This is a genomic window from Butyrivibrio sp. NC2002, assembly GCF_000702265.1.
Lineage (GTDB): Bacteria > Bacillota > Clostridia > Lachnospirales > Lachnospiraceae > Butyrivibrio.
In genome coordinates this window covers 827,375-842,813 of the sequence record NZ_KL370880.1, presented here as the reverse complement: position 1 = coordinate 842,813, position 15,439 = coordinate 827,375, and the positions used below count along the sequence as shown (strand labels likewise).

Genomic DNA, 15,439 nt, shown 5'->3' with positions numbered 1-15,439 from the left:
CTTGCAATACATATTTAATTGCCACAGTAATTTATGGTAATTATACTACTATGAATAAATATATTGTACCCCTGTGAATATTAAATAACTATTAACAGTAACCTATCTGTTTGCGCATTAAAAAAGACCTGTCACTTGAATAATTTCAAATGACAGATCTCTAAATTTATTTCATAAAATCAAAGATACTTATCTGGTTGGATTCCGGTATATCTCCCAAAAGTCCCATATCAGCCATTTTATCTACAACTGCCTGAGGGCATTTTGTTCGCTGTTTGAAGTCATCCTTGGAGATGAACGGGCCATCTTTACACGCTTCCACGATCTGATCCGCAGCTTTTTCACCAAGGCCGTCTATACTTACGAGACTAGGCATTATCTTGTCTCCAAATACCTGGAAGGATCTGGATGCAGCCTTGAAGATGTCAATAGGCATCACTTCTATTCCGCGCTCATACATCTCCTCAGCAAGTCTCATGGCTGCAAGTTCGTTCTGCTCAGCATTGGTCATCTCATCGCCTTTTTCCCTGTAGGAATTCATGTACATCTTGAGTGTACCTTCGCCCTGGAACATGTGCTCATAGTTAAGTGCCTTCGCTCTTATGGAGAACCATGCAGCATAAAAAGCCTGCGGCACATATACTTTGAAGTAAGCTATACGCCATGCCATCATAACGTAAGCAGCTGCGTGAGCTTTAGGGAACATATACTTGATCTTCTCACAGGACCAGATATACCAGTCGGGAACATCATGCTCCTTCATATCAGCCTTCCATGTTTCCCAGTTACCTTCCTTGCCTTTAGCAACCTTACCCTTACGTACTGCCTCCATGATCTTGAAGGATTCTGACTTATCAAGTCCCTTCTGGATAAGATAGATCATGATATCATCACGGCAGCAGATACAGGTATCGATCGTAGCTTTTCCTTCCTGGATAAGTGTCTGCGCATTTCCAAGCCAAACGTCGGTACCATGCGAAAGTCCTGAAATTCGTATCAGATGCGACAGTGATGTAGGCTGCGCATCGATAACCATCTGCATAGCAAAGTCCGTTCCAAACTCGGGAAGTCCCAGACATCCCAGCTTTGTTCCGCCTATCTGGTCAGGTGTAATATTAAGCGACTTGGTACTCATGAAAAGTTCCATTACATTTTTATCATCCAAAGGAACTGTCTTGGGATCAAGCCCGGTACAATCCTGAAGGAATCTTATCATGGTAGGATCATCGTGTCCCAGAATATCAAGTTTTAGCAGATTGTGGTCGATCGAGTGATAATCGTAATGGGTCGTGATCGTCGCCGTTGTCATATCATTAGCAGGATGCTGAACAGGTGTAAAGGAGTTAATGTCCTCTCCAACAGGAAGAACTATGATTCCTCCGGGGTGCTGACCTGTACCTCTTCTGATACCTATACAGCCCTGTGTTATTCTGTCTATCTCGCATCTTCTCTTGGAAGTTCCGATACCGTCAAAATACTTTTTAACAAATCCGTATGCAGTCTTATCCGCAAGACCTGCTATAGTTCCTGCTCTGAAGGTCTGACCGTATCCAAAAATAACCTCTGTGTACTTGTGGGCCTTCGACTGATACTCACCTGAGAAGTTAAGGTCGATATCAGGCTCTTTGTCTCCCTTAAATCCAAGGAATGTTTCGAAAGGAATATCAAATCCGTCCTTGTTCATCATGGTTCCGCACTTAGGGCATCTCTTGTCGGGCATATCACATCCGGAATTACCAGCGTATGCTTTTACCTCATCGGAATCAAAATCACTGTATTTACAATGAGGGCAAACGTAATGCGGCGATAACGAATTAACCTCTGTGATACCTGATGCAAATGCAACAAAAGAAGAACCTACAGATCCACGGGAACCAACCAGATACCCGTCTTCCACAGATTTCCAAACAAGCTTCTGGGCAATGATATACATAACCGCGAAACCGTTCTTTATGATTGAATTAAGCTCTCTCTCAAGTCGCTCGCTAACTATTTCCGGAAGTTCCTCGCCATATATTTCATGAGCTTTGTCATAGCAGATACGTGTAAGGATTCCATCACTGTCTTCAATGACAGGAGGACATTTATCGGGTCTGACCGGTGATATACTGTCGCACCTTTTCAAAATGTCCCTTGTATTATCGACAACTACTTCCTTTGCCTTAGCAGCTCCAAGGTAGTCAAATTCCTTGAGCATCTCAGCAGTTGTTCTTACAAACAAAGGCGCAGGCTCCTCATCTGCCATGCCCTTTCCTGCCATGATGATCGTTCTGTATATCTCATCCTCCGGATTCAAGAAATGAGCATCACAGGTTGCTACAACCGGTTTATTATACTGTTCTCCGAGTTTAACGATCCTTTTATTTACTTCTCTGATATCATCATCCGAATTAATATCCTCGTATTTTTCTGAGTCCACCATGAAGTGGTTGTTTGCAACAGGCTGTATTTCCAGATAGTCATAGAAATTGACAATCTTTGCAATCTCCTCTTCATCACGTCCTTCGATAACAGCTCCGTAGAGTTCTCCCATACAGCAAGCAGAACCTATGATAAGCCCCTCCCTGTATTTTATGAGTTCACTCTTGGGGATCCTGGGAAATCTGCTGAAGTAATCAACGTGTGACTTACTTATAAGTGTGTACAGATTGACTCTTCCTACTGTGTTTTTGGCAAGAATGATCACATGATGAGTTCTTAAATGCTTGACTATATCAGGATTTGATGCACCAAGAGCATTCACCTTCGTCAGGTCATCAGCCCCGGCTTCTTCAATCATTGGAAGAAACTTAAGGAATATCTTTGCCGTACATTCAGCATCATCAACCGCTCTGTGGTGGTGTTCATTTACAACTCCGAGAGTTTTGCACAAAGCATCCAGGTTATGCTTAGCCTGTCTAGGGAAAAATGCTCTTGAAAGTCCCATGGTATCAACGGTAGTATAATCCACGTCGATCCCCAGCTGCCTGCAATTCTCATTTATAAAGCTGATATCAAATCCCACGTTATGTCCAACAAGCACACATCCCTTACAGAACTCAACAAATCTGGGGATTATCTCATCCCTTGTAGGACATCCGATAACCATGTCGTCAGTAATACTTGTAAGTTTTGTGATCCTGAAAGGTATCGGCTCCTTAGGGTCTATGAACTCTGAAAATCTGTCTGTTATTATGCCGTCCTTAAGCTTAACGGCACCAATCTCAATTATCTTATTCTTGGATGGTGAAAAACCGGTTGTCTCTATGTCAAATACAACAAACTCGGTTCCCTCAACCTTTTGTCCCTTATTATTTATAACTATCTCTTTAAGGTCATCAACAAGGTATCCCTCAACACCCAGAATAAGCTTAAAGAAATCCTGTCTGTCCGGATTCTTGTCTCCGGCTTCCTTGCGCTTTGACTTCTCTGCACCCCAGAGATCATCCCATGTATGGTTAGCTTCTGTGAGAGCCTGAACTACACCGTGATCGGTTATAGCAATACCCGGCATTCCCCACTTGTAAGCCTGCTTTACAATATCCTTCACCTCTGATACGCCATCCATATCACTCATCTTGGTATGGCAGTGAAGCTCAACTCTTTTGACTTCTTCCTCATCAACACGCTTGGTTCTAAAATCAGGTATCTTCCTTATGCCGGCGATACTTTGAAGAGTAACCTCATGGTCAAATTTATCGACCATAGCGATACCTTTTATCTTAAGGAAAGCCCCGGGCTTAATATCCTTCTCCAGTTCCGGAACGTTCTCCTGCTTGGCAAAAACCTTACAAACAATTGTATCTGTAAAATCAGTGATAGCGAAGATCAGTATTGCTTTCTCTCCACGGATTTCTCTCTTATCGTAAGAGATAACCTGACCTCTAACTGTTACTTCTCCCATCTCTCCGACAATTTCATCCATGTTGATGGTTTCATCTTCGAAATCTCTACCGTAAATAATATTAGGATCATCTGATTTCTTGAAAAAGCCGCCGCTCTTTTTAGCAAATTTACTTCCCTGTCCAAACTTGCTGCCTGAGCTTTTGACCTCCTGTCCTTTGCTTCCACTTCCAAAGCTTGAAGAACTCTTTTTTGCAGCTTCTGCTTTTTCCTGCCTGGCAGCTTCTTTTTCCTGATGTTTTTTCTCTGATGCCTCTTCAGCCGCTTCAAGCTTCTTAGCAAGGAATGCTGTCTCTTTACTGTAATCCTTTTCCTTGGTTTCCTTCTCAACCTTCTTGTAGGTGACGTCCATTTTCACAGCAAAACCACAGCGCTCATTGAGTATTTTTGTCAAAATACGTACAATGTCGCTGCTCTTTTTCTCTGCTACTACGGATTCTTCAAGAACAAGCTCTACCCTGTCACTCTCAGGATAATTAAACTCAGCATTCTTAAGAACGGTATATTCAAGTTGATCATAATTTCTGAATTCCAGTAAGATACTGTCTTTGTACATTTCAAGAAGACTCTTGGGGGTGTACTGGGCTGAGAGGAAAAACCTTTCATAAATTTTGACCGTAATATCGGTTCCCTTAAAAAGCTGGTTTTTTATCTCCTTCTCAGCCTTAACAACATCCGCCTTTTCGATAAGGCGGTTACTGGACAGATAGATACGTATGAGGTCCTTCTTTTCGGTGGTAGATATCTTTTCTACATGTACATCCGACAACTCTTCCTTCGTATGTTGATCTAATTTAAGTGCCGAAAACACCTCAAGAAATGGCTTTTTCATACTGTAAAAATTCCCCTTTATAGTTCGCAGATGCACATTCTATCAAGCATTCCAATGTTCAAGCTCGTATCTAAGTGCATCCAAAAGCTCCGACTCCGGAACCTTCTTTACAACTTCACCTTTTTTGATAAGAAGACCTTCATGAAGGCCTCCTGCTATGCCTATATCAGCCTCTCTTGCTTCACCGGGGCCGTTAACAGCGCATCCCATAACCGCTACCTTTATATCAAGCGGAAATTCCTGAACCATATTTTCTACCTTATTAGCAAGTCCAATAAGGTCTATCTTGGTTCTTCCACATGTAGGACATGAAACAACTTCTATTCCGCCCTTGCGAAGTCCAAGTGTCTTTAAGATGGTCTTGGCGGTTCTTATTTCCTCTGTAGGATCACCTGAGAGAGATACTCTTATCGTATCACCTATGCCTTCATTCAGGATTATTCCAAGACCGATTGAGGACTTGATGTTTCCGCCATAGAGCGTACCGGCTTCTGTAATTCCTACATGAAGAGGATAATTTGTCTTCTCTGCAAGCTTTCTGTGTGCATCTACGCAAAGCATTACATTTGAAGATTTGATACTAATAACAAGATTGTCATAGCCAAATTTTTCAATTATCCCAACCTTATCAAGAGCACTCTCCACAAGACCGTCAGCAGTTACACCGCCGTATTTTAGCAGAATGTCTTTTTCCAACGAACCACTGTTAACACCGACTCTTATTGGAATATTTCTCTCTTTTGCTGTCTTAACTACAGCTTCTATCTTATCATCTGATCCGATATTGCCGGGGTTGATCCTTATCTTGTCAGCACCATTTTCCATAGCAGCAATAGCCATTTTGTAATCAAAATGAATATCAGCTACAAGAGGAATATGTATCTGCTTTTTTATCTCTTTGATCGCATTTGCAGCTTCCTGATTGGGTACTGTAGATCTGACAATATCACATCCTGCTTTTTCCAGAGCCAGTATCTGATTTACAGTAGCCGTAACGTCCTCAGTAGGCGTATTGGTCATCGACTGGATCATTATTGGATTACCGCCGCCTATTACTTTATTACCTATATGAACAACCTTAGTATGGTCTCTATATGTCATTACAAGCCTCCGCTTTTATTACTTCATGAATTTGGAAATATCATTAAATACCACAACTACCATAAGTGCCATAAGAAGCACCATGCCTACAAGGTGCACCATGCCTTCCTTATCTCTTGGTACAGGCTTACCTCTCACCACTTCTATAAACTGGAATACAAGTCTTCCGCCGTCAAGTGCAGGAAAAGGTAAAAGGTTCATAACACCGATGTTTATCGAAAGAAGTATCACAAGCTCCAGCATAGACATAACTACAGGTGTAACTCCATATGGGCTTGCAGCTTCATAGGTATCATCTACAATTTTGACTATTCCTACAGGGCCCGAGAGATCATTCATGGTCAATCTTCTTTGCACAAGCAGCGCAAGGCTTCTGTATGTAGCTTTGAAGTAATACAAAACATCATAAAATGCGTACTTGACCACCTGTGAAGGCTTTACCTTCTCATATTTGCCAAGGTAGATTCCCATATAATAGCGATTCGATTCTTCATCGAATGAAGGCTGAAGCTTGGTCTCAAAGCGCTGTCCGTCTCTTTCATAGACAATGTCCATTGCTCCGCCTCTGTTAAACTGGGAAATAAGTGTAACTTCTGAGGCAAGATGGATTTTTTCGCCGTCTATGGAAATGATAGTATCACCTTCCATAAGTCCCGCTTCCTGTGCCGCTGAATTCTCAGTAAGCCCGGATATAACAGGGAAATCCCAATTGGTATTGGCCACGACGATGATTGCGATAATAAAACCTGTTATAAAGTTAAAGAACGGTCCGCCAAAGAGAACTGCAATTCTCGCCCATACATTTGCATTTGGAAATGCTCTCTCGTCAAGCTCTTCCTTATCGGCATCAAGTCCGTCCTCGCCTTCGAAAACACAGGCTCCGCCGATTGGCAAAAGCTTTATGCTGTAGAGAGTCTCTCCCTTCTGCTTTTTCCAGAGAGTGGGGCCCATGCCTATGAAAAATTCATTTACCTTGATATTGTTTGCCTTAGCAATAAGAAAATGCCCCAGTTCGTGGGTAGTTACAAGCACTCCGAAAATAATAAAAAACAAAATTAAACTTACTATCATATAAAAAATTGGCCTCCTGTGAGGAATAAATTCCGGTTAAGCTTTTCTTCCTGCAAGAAACTCGTATGTCCAAGCCTCACTGCGCAAGATTTCTTCAAGGTCAGGATTTTCAACCTTCTTGTGGTTCTCCATAGCCTCTGTGATCATATCATATATCTCAAGGAACTTGATCTCGCCGTTAATGAACTTCTTAACAGCCATCTCATTGGCAGCATTAAATACTGTCGGCATACTTCCGCCTGCCCTTGCAGCATCATACGCCAATTTGAGTCCCATAAATGTCTCAGTGTCAGGTTTTTCAAAAGTTATGCTTCCAAGTTCAAAGAAATCAAGCCTCTTCTCACTCATAGGCATTCTATCCGGATAGAACAATGCATACTGAATAGGAAGCTTCATATCCGGTACTCCAAGCTGCGCCATCACTGCGCCGTCAACAAACTGAACCATTGAATGGATGATACTCTGAGGCTGAACTACAACCTGGATCTGATCAATATCTGTTCCAAAGAGCCATTTTGCTTCCATAACTTCAAGTCCCTTGTTTACAAGAGATGCGGAATCTATCGTAACCTTGGGTCCCATATCCCAGTTAGGATGTTTAAGAGCATCATGAACTGTCATGTTTACAAGTTCATCTCTCTTCTTTCCCCTGAATGGTCCGCCCGATGCTGTAAGAAGGATCTTTTCTATCTTATCAGCGGGTTCTCCGTTAAGAGACTGGAATATAGCACTATGCTCCGAATCAACGGGAAGAATACTTACATTCATCTTCTTTGCAAGAGGCATTATTATATGTCCTGCAGTAACCAGAGTTTCCTTGTTTGCAAGAGCAATATCTTTTCCGCTCTCTATAGCCGCAATTGTAGGTCTGATGCCTATCATTCCGACTACAGCTGTAAGAACGGTGTCTGCCTCACTGACTGTCGATATTTCAACAAGTCCGTCCATTCCGGAGAGTACTTCCACAGGCATGTCGGAAAGCTTTATTCTTAGATCTCTTGCAGCTTCTTCATCGAACATGCAAACGTACTTCGGTCTGAATTCTCTTACCTGCGCTTCAACCTTATCAACACTCTTATTGGCTGCAATTCCGATAACTTTAAGATCATCTGGATTGTTCCTTACAACATCAAGTGTCTGCGTTCCGATGGATCCTGTGGATCCCAGAAGAACAATATTTCTTCCCATGTAAAATTACCTCTTTTCAAAAATATCTCATTTAAGTAAATAAGTAGTCAAAAAATATATAGCCGGTGTTATAAAGATAACACTGTCAAAACGGTCCATGATACCACCATGTCCCGGAATAAGCGTTCCATAGTCTTTTATGTCGTGGTTTCGCTTGATACCTGATGCAAGCAGATCTCCAATCTGAGACAGGATACTTGCAACTGCTGTGATCAGAGCATAAACAAGGACATTGCTCACGGCAGAACCGGTATTTCCAGTTGCCATTTCTATAACATATCCGTAAATGCATCCAACGATCACACTACCTACTACGCCGCCGATTGCACCCTCCACAGTCTTTTTAGGAGAAAGCTTCGGACAAAGCTTATGTTTTCCAAGTGTGCTTCCTGCAAAATAAGCACTGGTATCACATACCCATGCTATAAATGGAATCCAGGCAACGAACTGTCCATCTTCCCTGATCCTTAACAGATAAATAAATGACAACATCATCGGCGCATAAACAAATGCATATACCGAAGCCATCACTTTGTTAAATTCATACTTCGGAAAAGAAAATACAAATATCGCAGCTTCTGCCATAAATAAGATCATAAGTGCCATTACAAAGAAAATAAGCTTTCCGCCACTAATTGCCATTAAAGCATAATGAAATGCTATTACTGCAAAACCCGCAAGTTCAAGCGTTGAGAATTTCTTATTTTTATCCTCAACTCCCAGCGCAGATACGATCTCATGATATCCGACAAGTGAAATTGCAAGTAAAACCGCAAGAGTTACATATCCGCCAAAAAACAAAGTCAAAAAAAGTAATATTGCAAGTACAATTCCGCTTATAACCCTAGTTTTCATGCTTTATCCTCTGCATCCTTTAATCCACCGAATTTACGATTTCTACCGGCATATGCTTCACATGCTTTTTCGAGCTCTTTCCTGTCAAAATCAGGCCATGCAATATCTGTGTAATAAAACTCTGTATAAGCGCACTGCCAAAGAAGGAAATTGCTTAATCTCTGTTCTCCGCAGGTTCTGATAAGCAGATCGGGATCAGGAAGGTAACAGGTATCCAGGTTCTTAGCAATCATCTCTTCCGTGATATCTTCAGCTTTGACTTTACCGTCTGCACATTCCCCTGCTATTTTTCTGACAGCTCTTAGTATCTCATCACGGCTTCCATAGTTTATGGCTATAGTAAATGTAAGACCTGTATTGTCCTTAGTAGCATCTTCAAGTTCTGTGATAGCATCGTTTATATCTTTAGAAAGTCTGGATCTCTCACCGATAACACGGCATCGCACATTGTTTTTCATAGACTTCTTAATGCTTGACTTAAGGTACTGTCTAAGCAGAGTCATAAGTGCAGTAACTTCAGTCTCAGGGCGATTCCAGTTCTCCGTAGAAAAGGCATAGACTGTAAGATACTTGATTCCCATATCTCTTGCATCAACAAGAATATCTTCCACTGCCTTTGCTCCCTGCATATGACCATAGTTTCGGGGCATTCCCTTTGCCTTGGCCCATCTGCCGTTTCCATCAAGAATAATAGCTACATGTTCCGGAATTCTACTAATATCTTCCACCATTAAATCCTCACTGTTATCATTTTTCTAATAAACAAGCTTAAATCAAACGTGAGCCTGTGTTTGGTCACAGGCTCATTTTGTATGTAAATAATATATTTACCTTTTTGCTAATGCCTGTATTATACAGTCATTACTTCTTTGCTCTTCTCTTCAACGGCAGCATCGATCTTTTTAACGAACTTATCTGTCATCTTCTGAAGATCATCTTCAAGCTCAGCTATTTCATCCTCTGAAACATCTGTGCCCTTAAGCTTTTTAAAGGAATCATTTCCATCGCGACGAATATTTCTTACTGCAACCTTAGCATCTTCGCCCTTCTTCTTGATATCCTTAACAAGCTGTTTTCTGCGTTCCTCTGTAAGTTCAGGGAATATAAGTCTGATCACATTGCCGTCATTGCCGGGTGTGATGCCGAGATCTGAAGCCAGGATGGCTTTCTCGATATCTTTTATAAGTGTCTTATCCCAAGGTGCAATCTGGATCATACGTGCTTCGGGTATGGAGACATTACCAACCTGCTGAAGAGGTGTAGGTGTTCCATAATAATCCACCTTGATCTTATCAAGAACATGGGGATTAGCACGACCTGCACGGATTGATGCAAGATCCTGGGTAAGGAAATCAAATGCCTTTGTCATTTTGTCTTCGTAAGGTTTTACCTTCTCGTTCATATCATTATCCTCCATCCCTTATTATTTAAGCTGTAACGGTAGTTCCGTTGAACTTACCACTTGCTGCTTTAATAATACTGTTTTCTTCCTGAAGTGCAAATACACGCATAGGAATATGGTTTTCTTTTACCATTATCGATGCAGTCATATCTACAACCTGAAGATTCTGTGCAACAACTTCATCTATACTGATAGTGTCGTAACGCTTTGCATCAGGATTGGTCATAGGATCACTGTCATAAACACCGTCGATGGCCTTTGCAAGAAGCATTACATCTGCCTCTATCTCAATTGCCCTAAGAGAAGCACCGGTGTCTGTTGAGAAATAAGGATGACCTGTTCCTCCGGCAAAGAATACAACCATGCCTCTTTCAAAATACTTGTTTGCTCTGTCTTTAGAGAAAAGCTTGGTGAAAGAGCCACACTCAAAAGGTGTGAGAATGTTTGTCTTCATGCCTGTACTTCTGAAAATCTCAGAAACATAGATGCAGTTCATGATCGTAGCGAGCATTCCAATCTGATCGGCTTTTACTCTGTCGATGCTCTCACTGCTTCTTCCTCTCCAGAAGTTGCCACCGCCTATTACGATACCAACCTGTGTACCTTCATCAACAAGTTGTTTTACCTGTAAAGCTACGCCTCTTACTGTCTCTTCATCAAAACCGGTTTTGTTTGGACCTGCAAGAGCTTCTCCACTAAGTTTAAGTAATATTCTCATTATTTTGTTCCTTTAAGACCTTCAAAGAATGCAGAAGGATTAACCTCAGCATAAGACTGTGAGCAGTTACCTTCGATAACAGCACCGTTGTTGATCTGTACTGACTGTGATTTGATGTTACCCATTACGATAGCAGTTGTATCAAGAACAACAGGACCGGGAACATCGATGTCACCCTTTACAGCGCCTGCTATAACTGCGCTTGTTGCAAAGATATTACCGATAACTACAGTACTCTGACCAATCTTAACGCTACCCTGGCTGCGAACCTCACCTGTGATCCTTGCTGCCTCAGCATAGATCTCTGCTGCCTTAGAATCGCCTTCAATCTCTCCTGTTACGTTAAGCTTGCCAAGGCATGTTACGTTACCTGTAATCTTACCAACGAGTTCAAGTGAGCCTGTTGTCTCAAGATTACCAACAATTTTCATACCCTCTGTAATGCTGGCTGTCTCATCTGTAGGTGTCTGCTGCTGAATGTCCATTGTTTCAAATCCCCCGTAATTTCTATTATTTTTTGTTGTTTTCTTAGGTGCCTCAACAGGTACCTCTTCTTCTTTTTCCATACTCATGGATGCTGACATACCTGCAAGTGTGTCAAGTGCTCCGACTGATGCTGTAAGATCAGCAACTGTCTCCTCAGTAGTAGTTTCCTCAATACTTGCTTCTGATTCAGCCTCACCTGCTGCAGGTTTTTCTGATGCAGGCTCCTCAGAAACAGATTCGGAAGCTTCTGATTCCTGTGCCTCGACCTCTTCGCTCAGCTTGATCTCATCAAGGTGCTCAAGCATTTCATTCAGGTCCTTCTTAACATCTGCTTCAGACTTCTTAACTGTGTCTTCCCCTGCAGTGTCATTAAGGATCTTTGCATCTTCGCTTTCCTCAGGTATGATTGTTTTTGCTGCCTGAGAGAGATCACTTTTCAGCTCTGAAAAAAATCCCATTTTCTCATTCCTCCGTTTTTTTATTACTGCGAATTGCTGATATGTTGAACCGGTAACGTATCTTCCGTTATCGGAACTATCACTGTATTTTCCATGCTCTGAACCTGCTCGATTATCTCAGGAAGAGCTTCTATCGTCGTTCTCTTATCGGGTGCATCATGTAAAAGAACAACTGCGTTCTGAAACTTGGGAATGCCTGTCATAACGTTGGCAACTATTATGTCTTTGGTTATTCCGCTTCTGTCATCACTGCTTGCAACATTCCAATCATAATAGGTGATATTTTCAAGTCCGAGATAATCAATAAGATCTCGCATACTGACTTTGCTTACCGTATTGGAGCTGCCACCGGGAAATCTGTATAACGTGCACCACGATCCCGTAGTCTCATACAAAAAAGTCTGTAATTTCTGAAGATCTGTCGCAAAGCTCTCAAGGGAGCTGTACAGTTCGCTGTACTGATGACTGTAGGAATGCATCCCTATCGTATGTCCGTTGTCCACTATTCTCTTGTAGACATCAGCGTATTTTTCCCCCTCTTTTCCGGTGACAAAAAAAGTAGCCTTAACACCGTACTCATCAAGTATATCAAGAATTTCGCCTGTTGTTGCGCTTGGTCCGTCATCAAAGGTAAGATATACTCTCCTCGTTCCATCCCATTCAGACGATTCTGCATCTGCATTTTCAAGGATAACATCTGATTTTTCGTCGGGATTACCTGCCACAACTTCAGCGTTATCTTCCTGTGCCACAGGAATATCTTCTCCGCTTCCGGTACTGGTCGTCTGCTTAGCCTCTGCCTCATCCGATGATCCATCATCTGTTATAAGAGGCTTCTCATCTCCCATGCCCTCAGCCAGTGCCGTCTCGCCGTATTGCTGTTCATACCACGCCAATTCTTCTATAGCCCTGTCAAGTTTATTACTAACCTTGTCATATTTTATAGCAAGAAGCAGGCATATACAGATTGGAACAATAATTGCCGTGGCAATCGATACAAGGATCAACCTTCTAAGGAAACGGATACGTTTTTTTCTGGACTCATCTGTTTTGCCCGGCTCCGTATTTGCCTCCATATATAATACCACTTTCTAGCTGCATAGCTAAATAGCATTATAACATATATTATCGAATACAAAAAGAAAAAATAGGGTATGCCCTTTATACATTTTTTATTTTTGCTTTATATGTGTTTAATATGCTCTTTACAATGCTTTTACCATTAAATGCTATCCTAAATATACGAAATACGAAGGAGGAAAACGGTATGAGGAAAATCGCCTACATCATTCTGTCACTGTCTATTTTTTTAGGAAGTATCTTCCGGTTACCTATTATTTCATACGCAAGTGAAGCATCAGTTTCAGACATTACAGTTGACGATGAGTATGTCATTTGCGATGAAGATGGCTATAACACTCGCTATGTAATTGTTGCCACCAATAACTCTTCAAATGACATAGTTGTCTCTGCCGTTTTTAATGCGCTATCAGAGGACGGAGCCGTTATCAAAACAGTCTCCGATTATGGTCTTGTTGTAAAAGCACAAAATGCATTTATTCTTTACGGACAGTTCAAATCTGAAGAAGTAAAAGATGCTACATTTTCATACGACCTGACCGTAGCTGATACCGATGTCTGCAGACAGGACTCTGTGAATATAGAATATGCTCCTTCTGAGGAAAACACTCTGGTTGTAACAGGAACAAACTATTCCGAGCAGGATGTTCAGGCTGTGAATGTACGCAGCATTTTCTTTAATGAAGGTGAGCCTGTGGCATTTGATACAGTTAACATAGCTGACAAGGGTTACACCCTTCACAGCGGAAGTTCCAATACACAGGAGCTCAATTTATTACCTTCCGAATATGATGACTATGTAATTACATGGTCAGCTCCTTCGGATGATTTTGACTTCTGATCAAAGCTGCTTTTCGCGGCAATAGTATCAATAATCGACTTTCATAAGACAAAGGCCCTGCGGCGGTGCTGTGGGGCCTGCTTTTTGTCTATCCATAGCCTCTATTATGTCTTTTACATCCTCAGGTTTTAGGTTGCAATAACCGACTTCGAGCAGGGTTCCGGTCATGATCCTGACCATGTTCTGTAAAAAGCCGTTTCCGTGAAAATAGAATCTTATCTGAGGAAGGCTCTCTTCTATCCTGATATTATCAACACATCTTACAGTAGACTTCTTCATCTTGCTGTTTCCGCAAAAGCTCTTAAAATCGTGTGTTCCGATAATATACTCTGCTGCCTGTCTCATTTTTTCCACATCTGGCATAGTATCTATTACTGTCACATATTTCCTGTCAAAAACAGGTTTGGTCTTGCCACAGTAACAGGTATATCTGTAGGTTTTGCCAATCGCATTATATCTGCTGTGAAATCTGTCGGCACATATTCTCACGTCGTTGATGCTTATGTCCTCCGGCAGATACTGGTTCATATATTCAAGGATTTCTTCTTCGCTCAAATCAGTATCCAGGAAAGCATTGGCTGTCATTGCTCTTGCGTGAACACCGGCATCAGTTCTTCCTGCCCCGATGACCTGGACAGTTTTTCCCTCCGGAAGTTCTGTCATTCTTGTAAGCACGCTCTCAAGTTTGCCCTGAATGGTCATGTCCTTGTTAGGCTGCCTCTCCCATCCGTAGAATCTTGTACCGTCATAGCTTAATGTAAACTTATAGTTTCTCTTCATAGGATCTCCATTGCCAAATGTAATTGGCGCTTTTAATGTGCAAAATGCATTGGTCCTAAAACCAATGCATTCATTGTGACATATTTATTATTTTTTCAGCTGCTCTTTTATAGCTGACAAGAGTTCTTCATAGGTCTCAAATGCAGGGATCTGAGGATAATCTGCCTTTATCTTATCAGTTGTCCTGAACAAAAATCCTGCCTTACTTGCCTGTATCATGCCAAGGTCATTGAAGCTGTCGCCGCTTGCAATTGTATCAAGTCCGACACTCTGGAAAGCCTTGACTGTTGAAAGCTTTCCGTTGTCGCAGCGCATCTTAAAGCCGGTAACTTCGCCGCTTTCTGTAACTTCAAGTGTGTTGCAGAAAATTGTAGGCCATCCAAGCTTTTTCATAAGAGGAGTTGCAAACTGTGTGAAAGTATCACTTAGTATGACAACCTGTGTAATGGATCTGAGTTCGTCCAAAAATTCTTTGGCGCCTTCCATGGGGTCGATGGTTGCAATAGTATCCTGGATTTCTTTAAGTCCAAGTCCGTGCTCTTTTAGTATTCCTATTCTGAACTTCATGAGTTTATCATAATCAGGCTCATCTCTGGTTGTTCTCTTTAGCTCAGGAATACCAGTAGCCTCCGCAAAAGCAATCCAAATCTCAGGCACAAGAACACCTTCCAGATCCAAACAAGTTACATACATTTTTTCATCCTCCTCGTGTATATAGTGTATTTGTTACTATGGCATGAATTCA

General features: G+C 41.7%; 13 protein-coding genes. 1 reads left to right on the top strand and 12 read right to left on the bottom strand.

From position 1 onward, the window contains the following. Window positions 1–166: 166 nt before the first annotated feature. The 10 genes from T543_RS10640 to T543_RS15335 all read right to left on the bottom strand — a co-directional run bounded on the left by T543_RS10640 (window position 167) and on the right by T543_RS15335 (window position 13,069). On the bottom strand, window positions 167–4,714 hold the full coding sequence (locus T543_RS10640; protein WP_035768168.1) for a PolC-type DNA polymerase III: 4,548 nt from the start codon (window positions 4,712–4,714) through the stop codon (window positions 167–169). A gap of 42 nt (window positions 4,715–4,756) precedes the next feature. Then, window positions 4,757–5,815: a flavodoxin-dependent (E)-4-hydroxy-3-methylbut-2-enyl-diphosphate synthase gene (gene ispG, locus T543_RS10635; protein WP_035768167.1), complete on the bottom strand. Its 1,059-nt coding sequence runs from the start codon at window positions 5,813–5,815 to the stop codon at window positions 4,757–4,759. 18 nt (window positions 5,816–5,833) lie between these two features. Beyond that, the gene (gene rseP / locus T543_RS10630) at window positions 5,834–6,886 is read right to left on the bottom strand and encodes an RIP metalloprotease RseP (RefSeq protein WP_035768166.1); all 1,053 of its coding nucleotides are present in this window, start codon (window positions 6,884–6,886) and stop codon (window positions 5,834–5,836) included. A 36-nt stretch (window positions 6,887–6,922) separates the two neighbouring features. Beyond that, window positions 6,923–8,074 (bottom strand): 1-deoxy-D-xylulose-5-phosphate reductoisomerase, encoded by a 1,152-nt coding sequence (locus T543_RS10625; RefSeq protein WP_035768165.1) that lies wholly within the window; start codon window positions 8,072–8,074, stop codon window positions 6,923–6,925. A 27-nt stretch (window positions 8,075–8,101) separates the two neighbouring features. Then, window positions 8,102–8,929, bottom strand: coding sequence for a phosphatidate cytidylyltransferase (locus tag T543_RS10620; protein WP_035768164.1), 828 nt, complete (start codon window positions 8,927–8,929; stop codon window positions 8,102–8,104). Beyond that, window positions 8,926–9,660 (bottom strand): isoprenyl transferase, encoded by a 735-nt coding sequence (locus T543_RS10615; protein WP_035768163.1) that lies wholly within the window; start codon window positions 9,658–9,660, stop codon window positions 8,926–8,928. Before T543_RS10615 ends, T543_RS10620 begins: the two co-directional genes overlap by 4 nt. A 119-nt stretch (window positions 9,661–9,779) precedes the next feature. Continuing rightward, entirely contained in the window at window positions 9,780–10,331 is a 552-nt protein-coding gene (gene frr / locus T543_RS10610; RefSeq protein WP_035768162.1) for a ribosome recycling factor, read from the bottom strand. A 25-nt stretch (window positions 10,332–10,356) separates the two neighbouring features. Continuing rightward, a complete protein-coding gene (gene pyrH, locus T543_RS10605; RefSeq protein ID WP_035768161.1) occupies window positions 10,357–11,049 on the bottom strand; it encodes a UMP kinase in 693 nt (230 codons plus the stop codon). Next, entirely contained in the window at window positions 11,049–11,993 is a 945-nt protein-coding gene (locus T543_RS16285; protein WP_035768160.1) for a polymer-forming cytoskeletal protein, read from the bottom strand. The genes pyrH and T543_RS16285 overlap by 1 nt, the downstream gene beginning before the upstream one ends. A 23-nt stretch (window positions 11,994–12,016) precedes the next feature. Next, the gene (locus tag T543_RS15335; protein ID WP_051638703.1) at window positions 12,017–13,069 is read right to left on the bottom strand and encodes a polysaccharide deacetylase family protein; all 1,053 of its coding nucleotides are present in this window, start codon (window positions 13,067–13,069) and stop codon (window positions 12,017–12,019) included. 191 nt (window positions 13,070–13,260) lie between these two features. Between T543_RS15335 and T543_RS10590 the strand changes: the two genes are divergently transcribed. After that, a complete protein-coding gene (locus tag T543_RS10590) occupies window positions 13,261–13,914 on the top strand; it encodes a hypothetical protein (RefSeq protein WP_035768159.1) in 654 nt (217 codons plus the stop codon). A 27-nt stretch (window positions 13,915–13,941) separates the two neighbouring features. Here T543_RS10590 and truA read toward each other — a convergent pair whose 3' ends face one another. Then, window positions 13,942–14,694, bottom strand: a complete 753-nt coding sequence (gene truA / locus T543_RS10585) for a tRNA pseudouridine(38-40) synthase TruA (RefSeq protein WP_035768158.1) — start codon at window positions 14,692–14,694, stop codon at window positions 13,942–13,944. 87 nt (window positions 14,695–14,781) lie between these two features. Beyond that, window positions 14,782–15,387, bottom strand: coding sequence for a bifunctional phosphoserine phosphatase/homoserine phosphotransferase ThrH (gene thrH, locus T543_RS10580; RefSeq protein WP_035768157.1), 606 nt, complete (start codon window positions 15,385–15,387; stop codon window positions 14,782–14,784). Window positions 15,388–15,439: the final 52 nt, after the last annotated feature.

Bases quoted from the DNA above. Each gene is read 5' to 3' on its own strand.
- truA (WP_035768158.1), bottom strand. From the start codon at position 14,694: ATGAAGAGAAACTATAAGTTTACATTAAGCTATGACGGTACAAGATTC.
- rseP (WP_035768166.1), bottom strand. From the start codon at position 6,886: ATGATAGTAAGTTTAATTTTGTTTTTTATTATTTTCGGAGTGCTTGTA.
- thrH (WP_035768157.1), bottom strand. From the start codon at position 15,387: ATGTATGTAACTTGTTTGGATCTGGAAGGTGTTCTTGTGCCTGAGATT.
- T543_RS15335 (WP_051638703.1), bottom strand. From the start codon at position 13,069: ATGGAGGCAAATACGGAGCCGGGCAAAACAGATGAGTCCAGAAAAAAA.
- T543_RS10640 (WP_035768168.1), bottom strand. From the start codon at position 4,714: ATGAAAAAGCCATTTCTTGAGGTGTTTTCGGCACTTAAATTAGATCAA.
- frr (WP_035768162.1), bottom strand. From the start codon at position 10,331: ATGAACGAGAAGGTAAAACCTTACGAAGACAAAATGACAAAGGCATTT.
- T543_RS10615 (WP_035768163.1), bottom strand. From the start codon at position 9,660: ATGGTGGAAGATATTAGTAGAATTCCGGAACATGTAGCTATTATTCTT.
- T543_RS16285 (WP_035768160.1), bottom strand. From the start codon at position 11,993: ATGGGATTTTTTTCAGAGCTGAAAAGTGATCTCTCTCAGGCAGCAAAA.
- T543_RS10590 (WP_035768159.1), top strand. From the start codon at position 13,261: ATGAGGAAAATCGCCTACATCATTCTGTCACTGTCTATTTTTTTAGGA.
- pyrH (WP_035768161.1), bottom strand. From the start codon at position 11,049: ATGAGAATATTACTTAAACTTAGTGGAGAAGCTCTTGCAGGTCCAAAC.
- ispG (WP_035768167.1), bottom strand. From the start codon at position 5,815: ATGACATATAGAGACCATACTAAGGTTGTTCATATAGGTAATAAAGTA.
- T543_RS10625 (WP_035768165.1), bottom strand. From the start codon at position 8,074: ATGGGAAGAAATATTGTTCTTCTGGGATCCACAGGATCCATCGGAACG.
- T543_RS10620 (WP_035768164.1), bottom strand. From the start codon at position 8,929: ATGAAAACTAGGGTTATAAGCGGAATTGTACTTGCAATATTACTTTTT.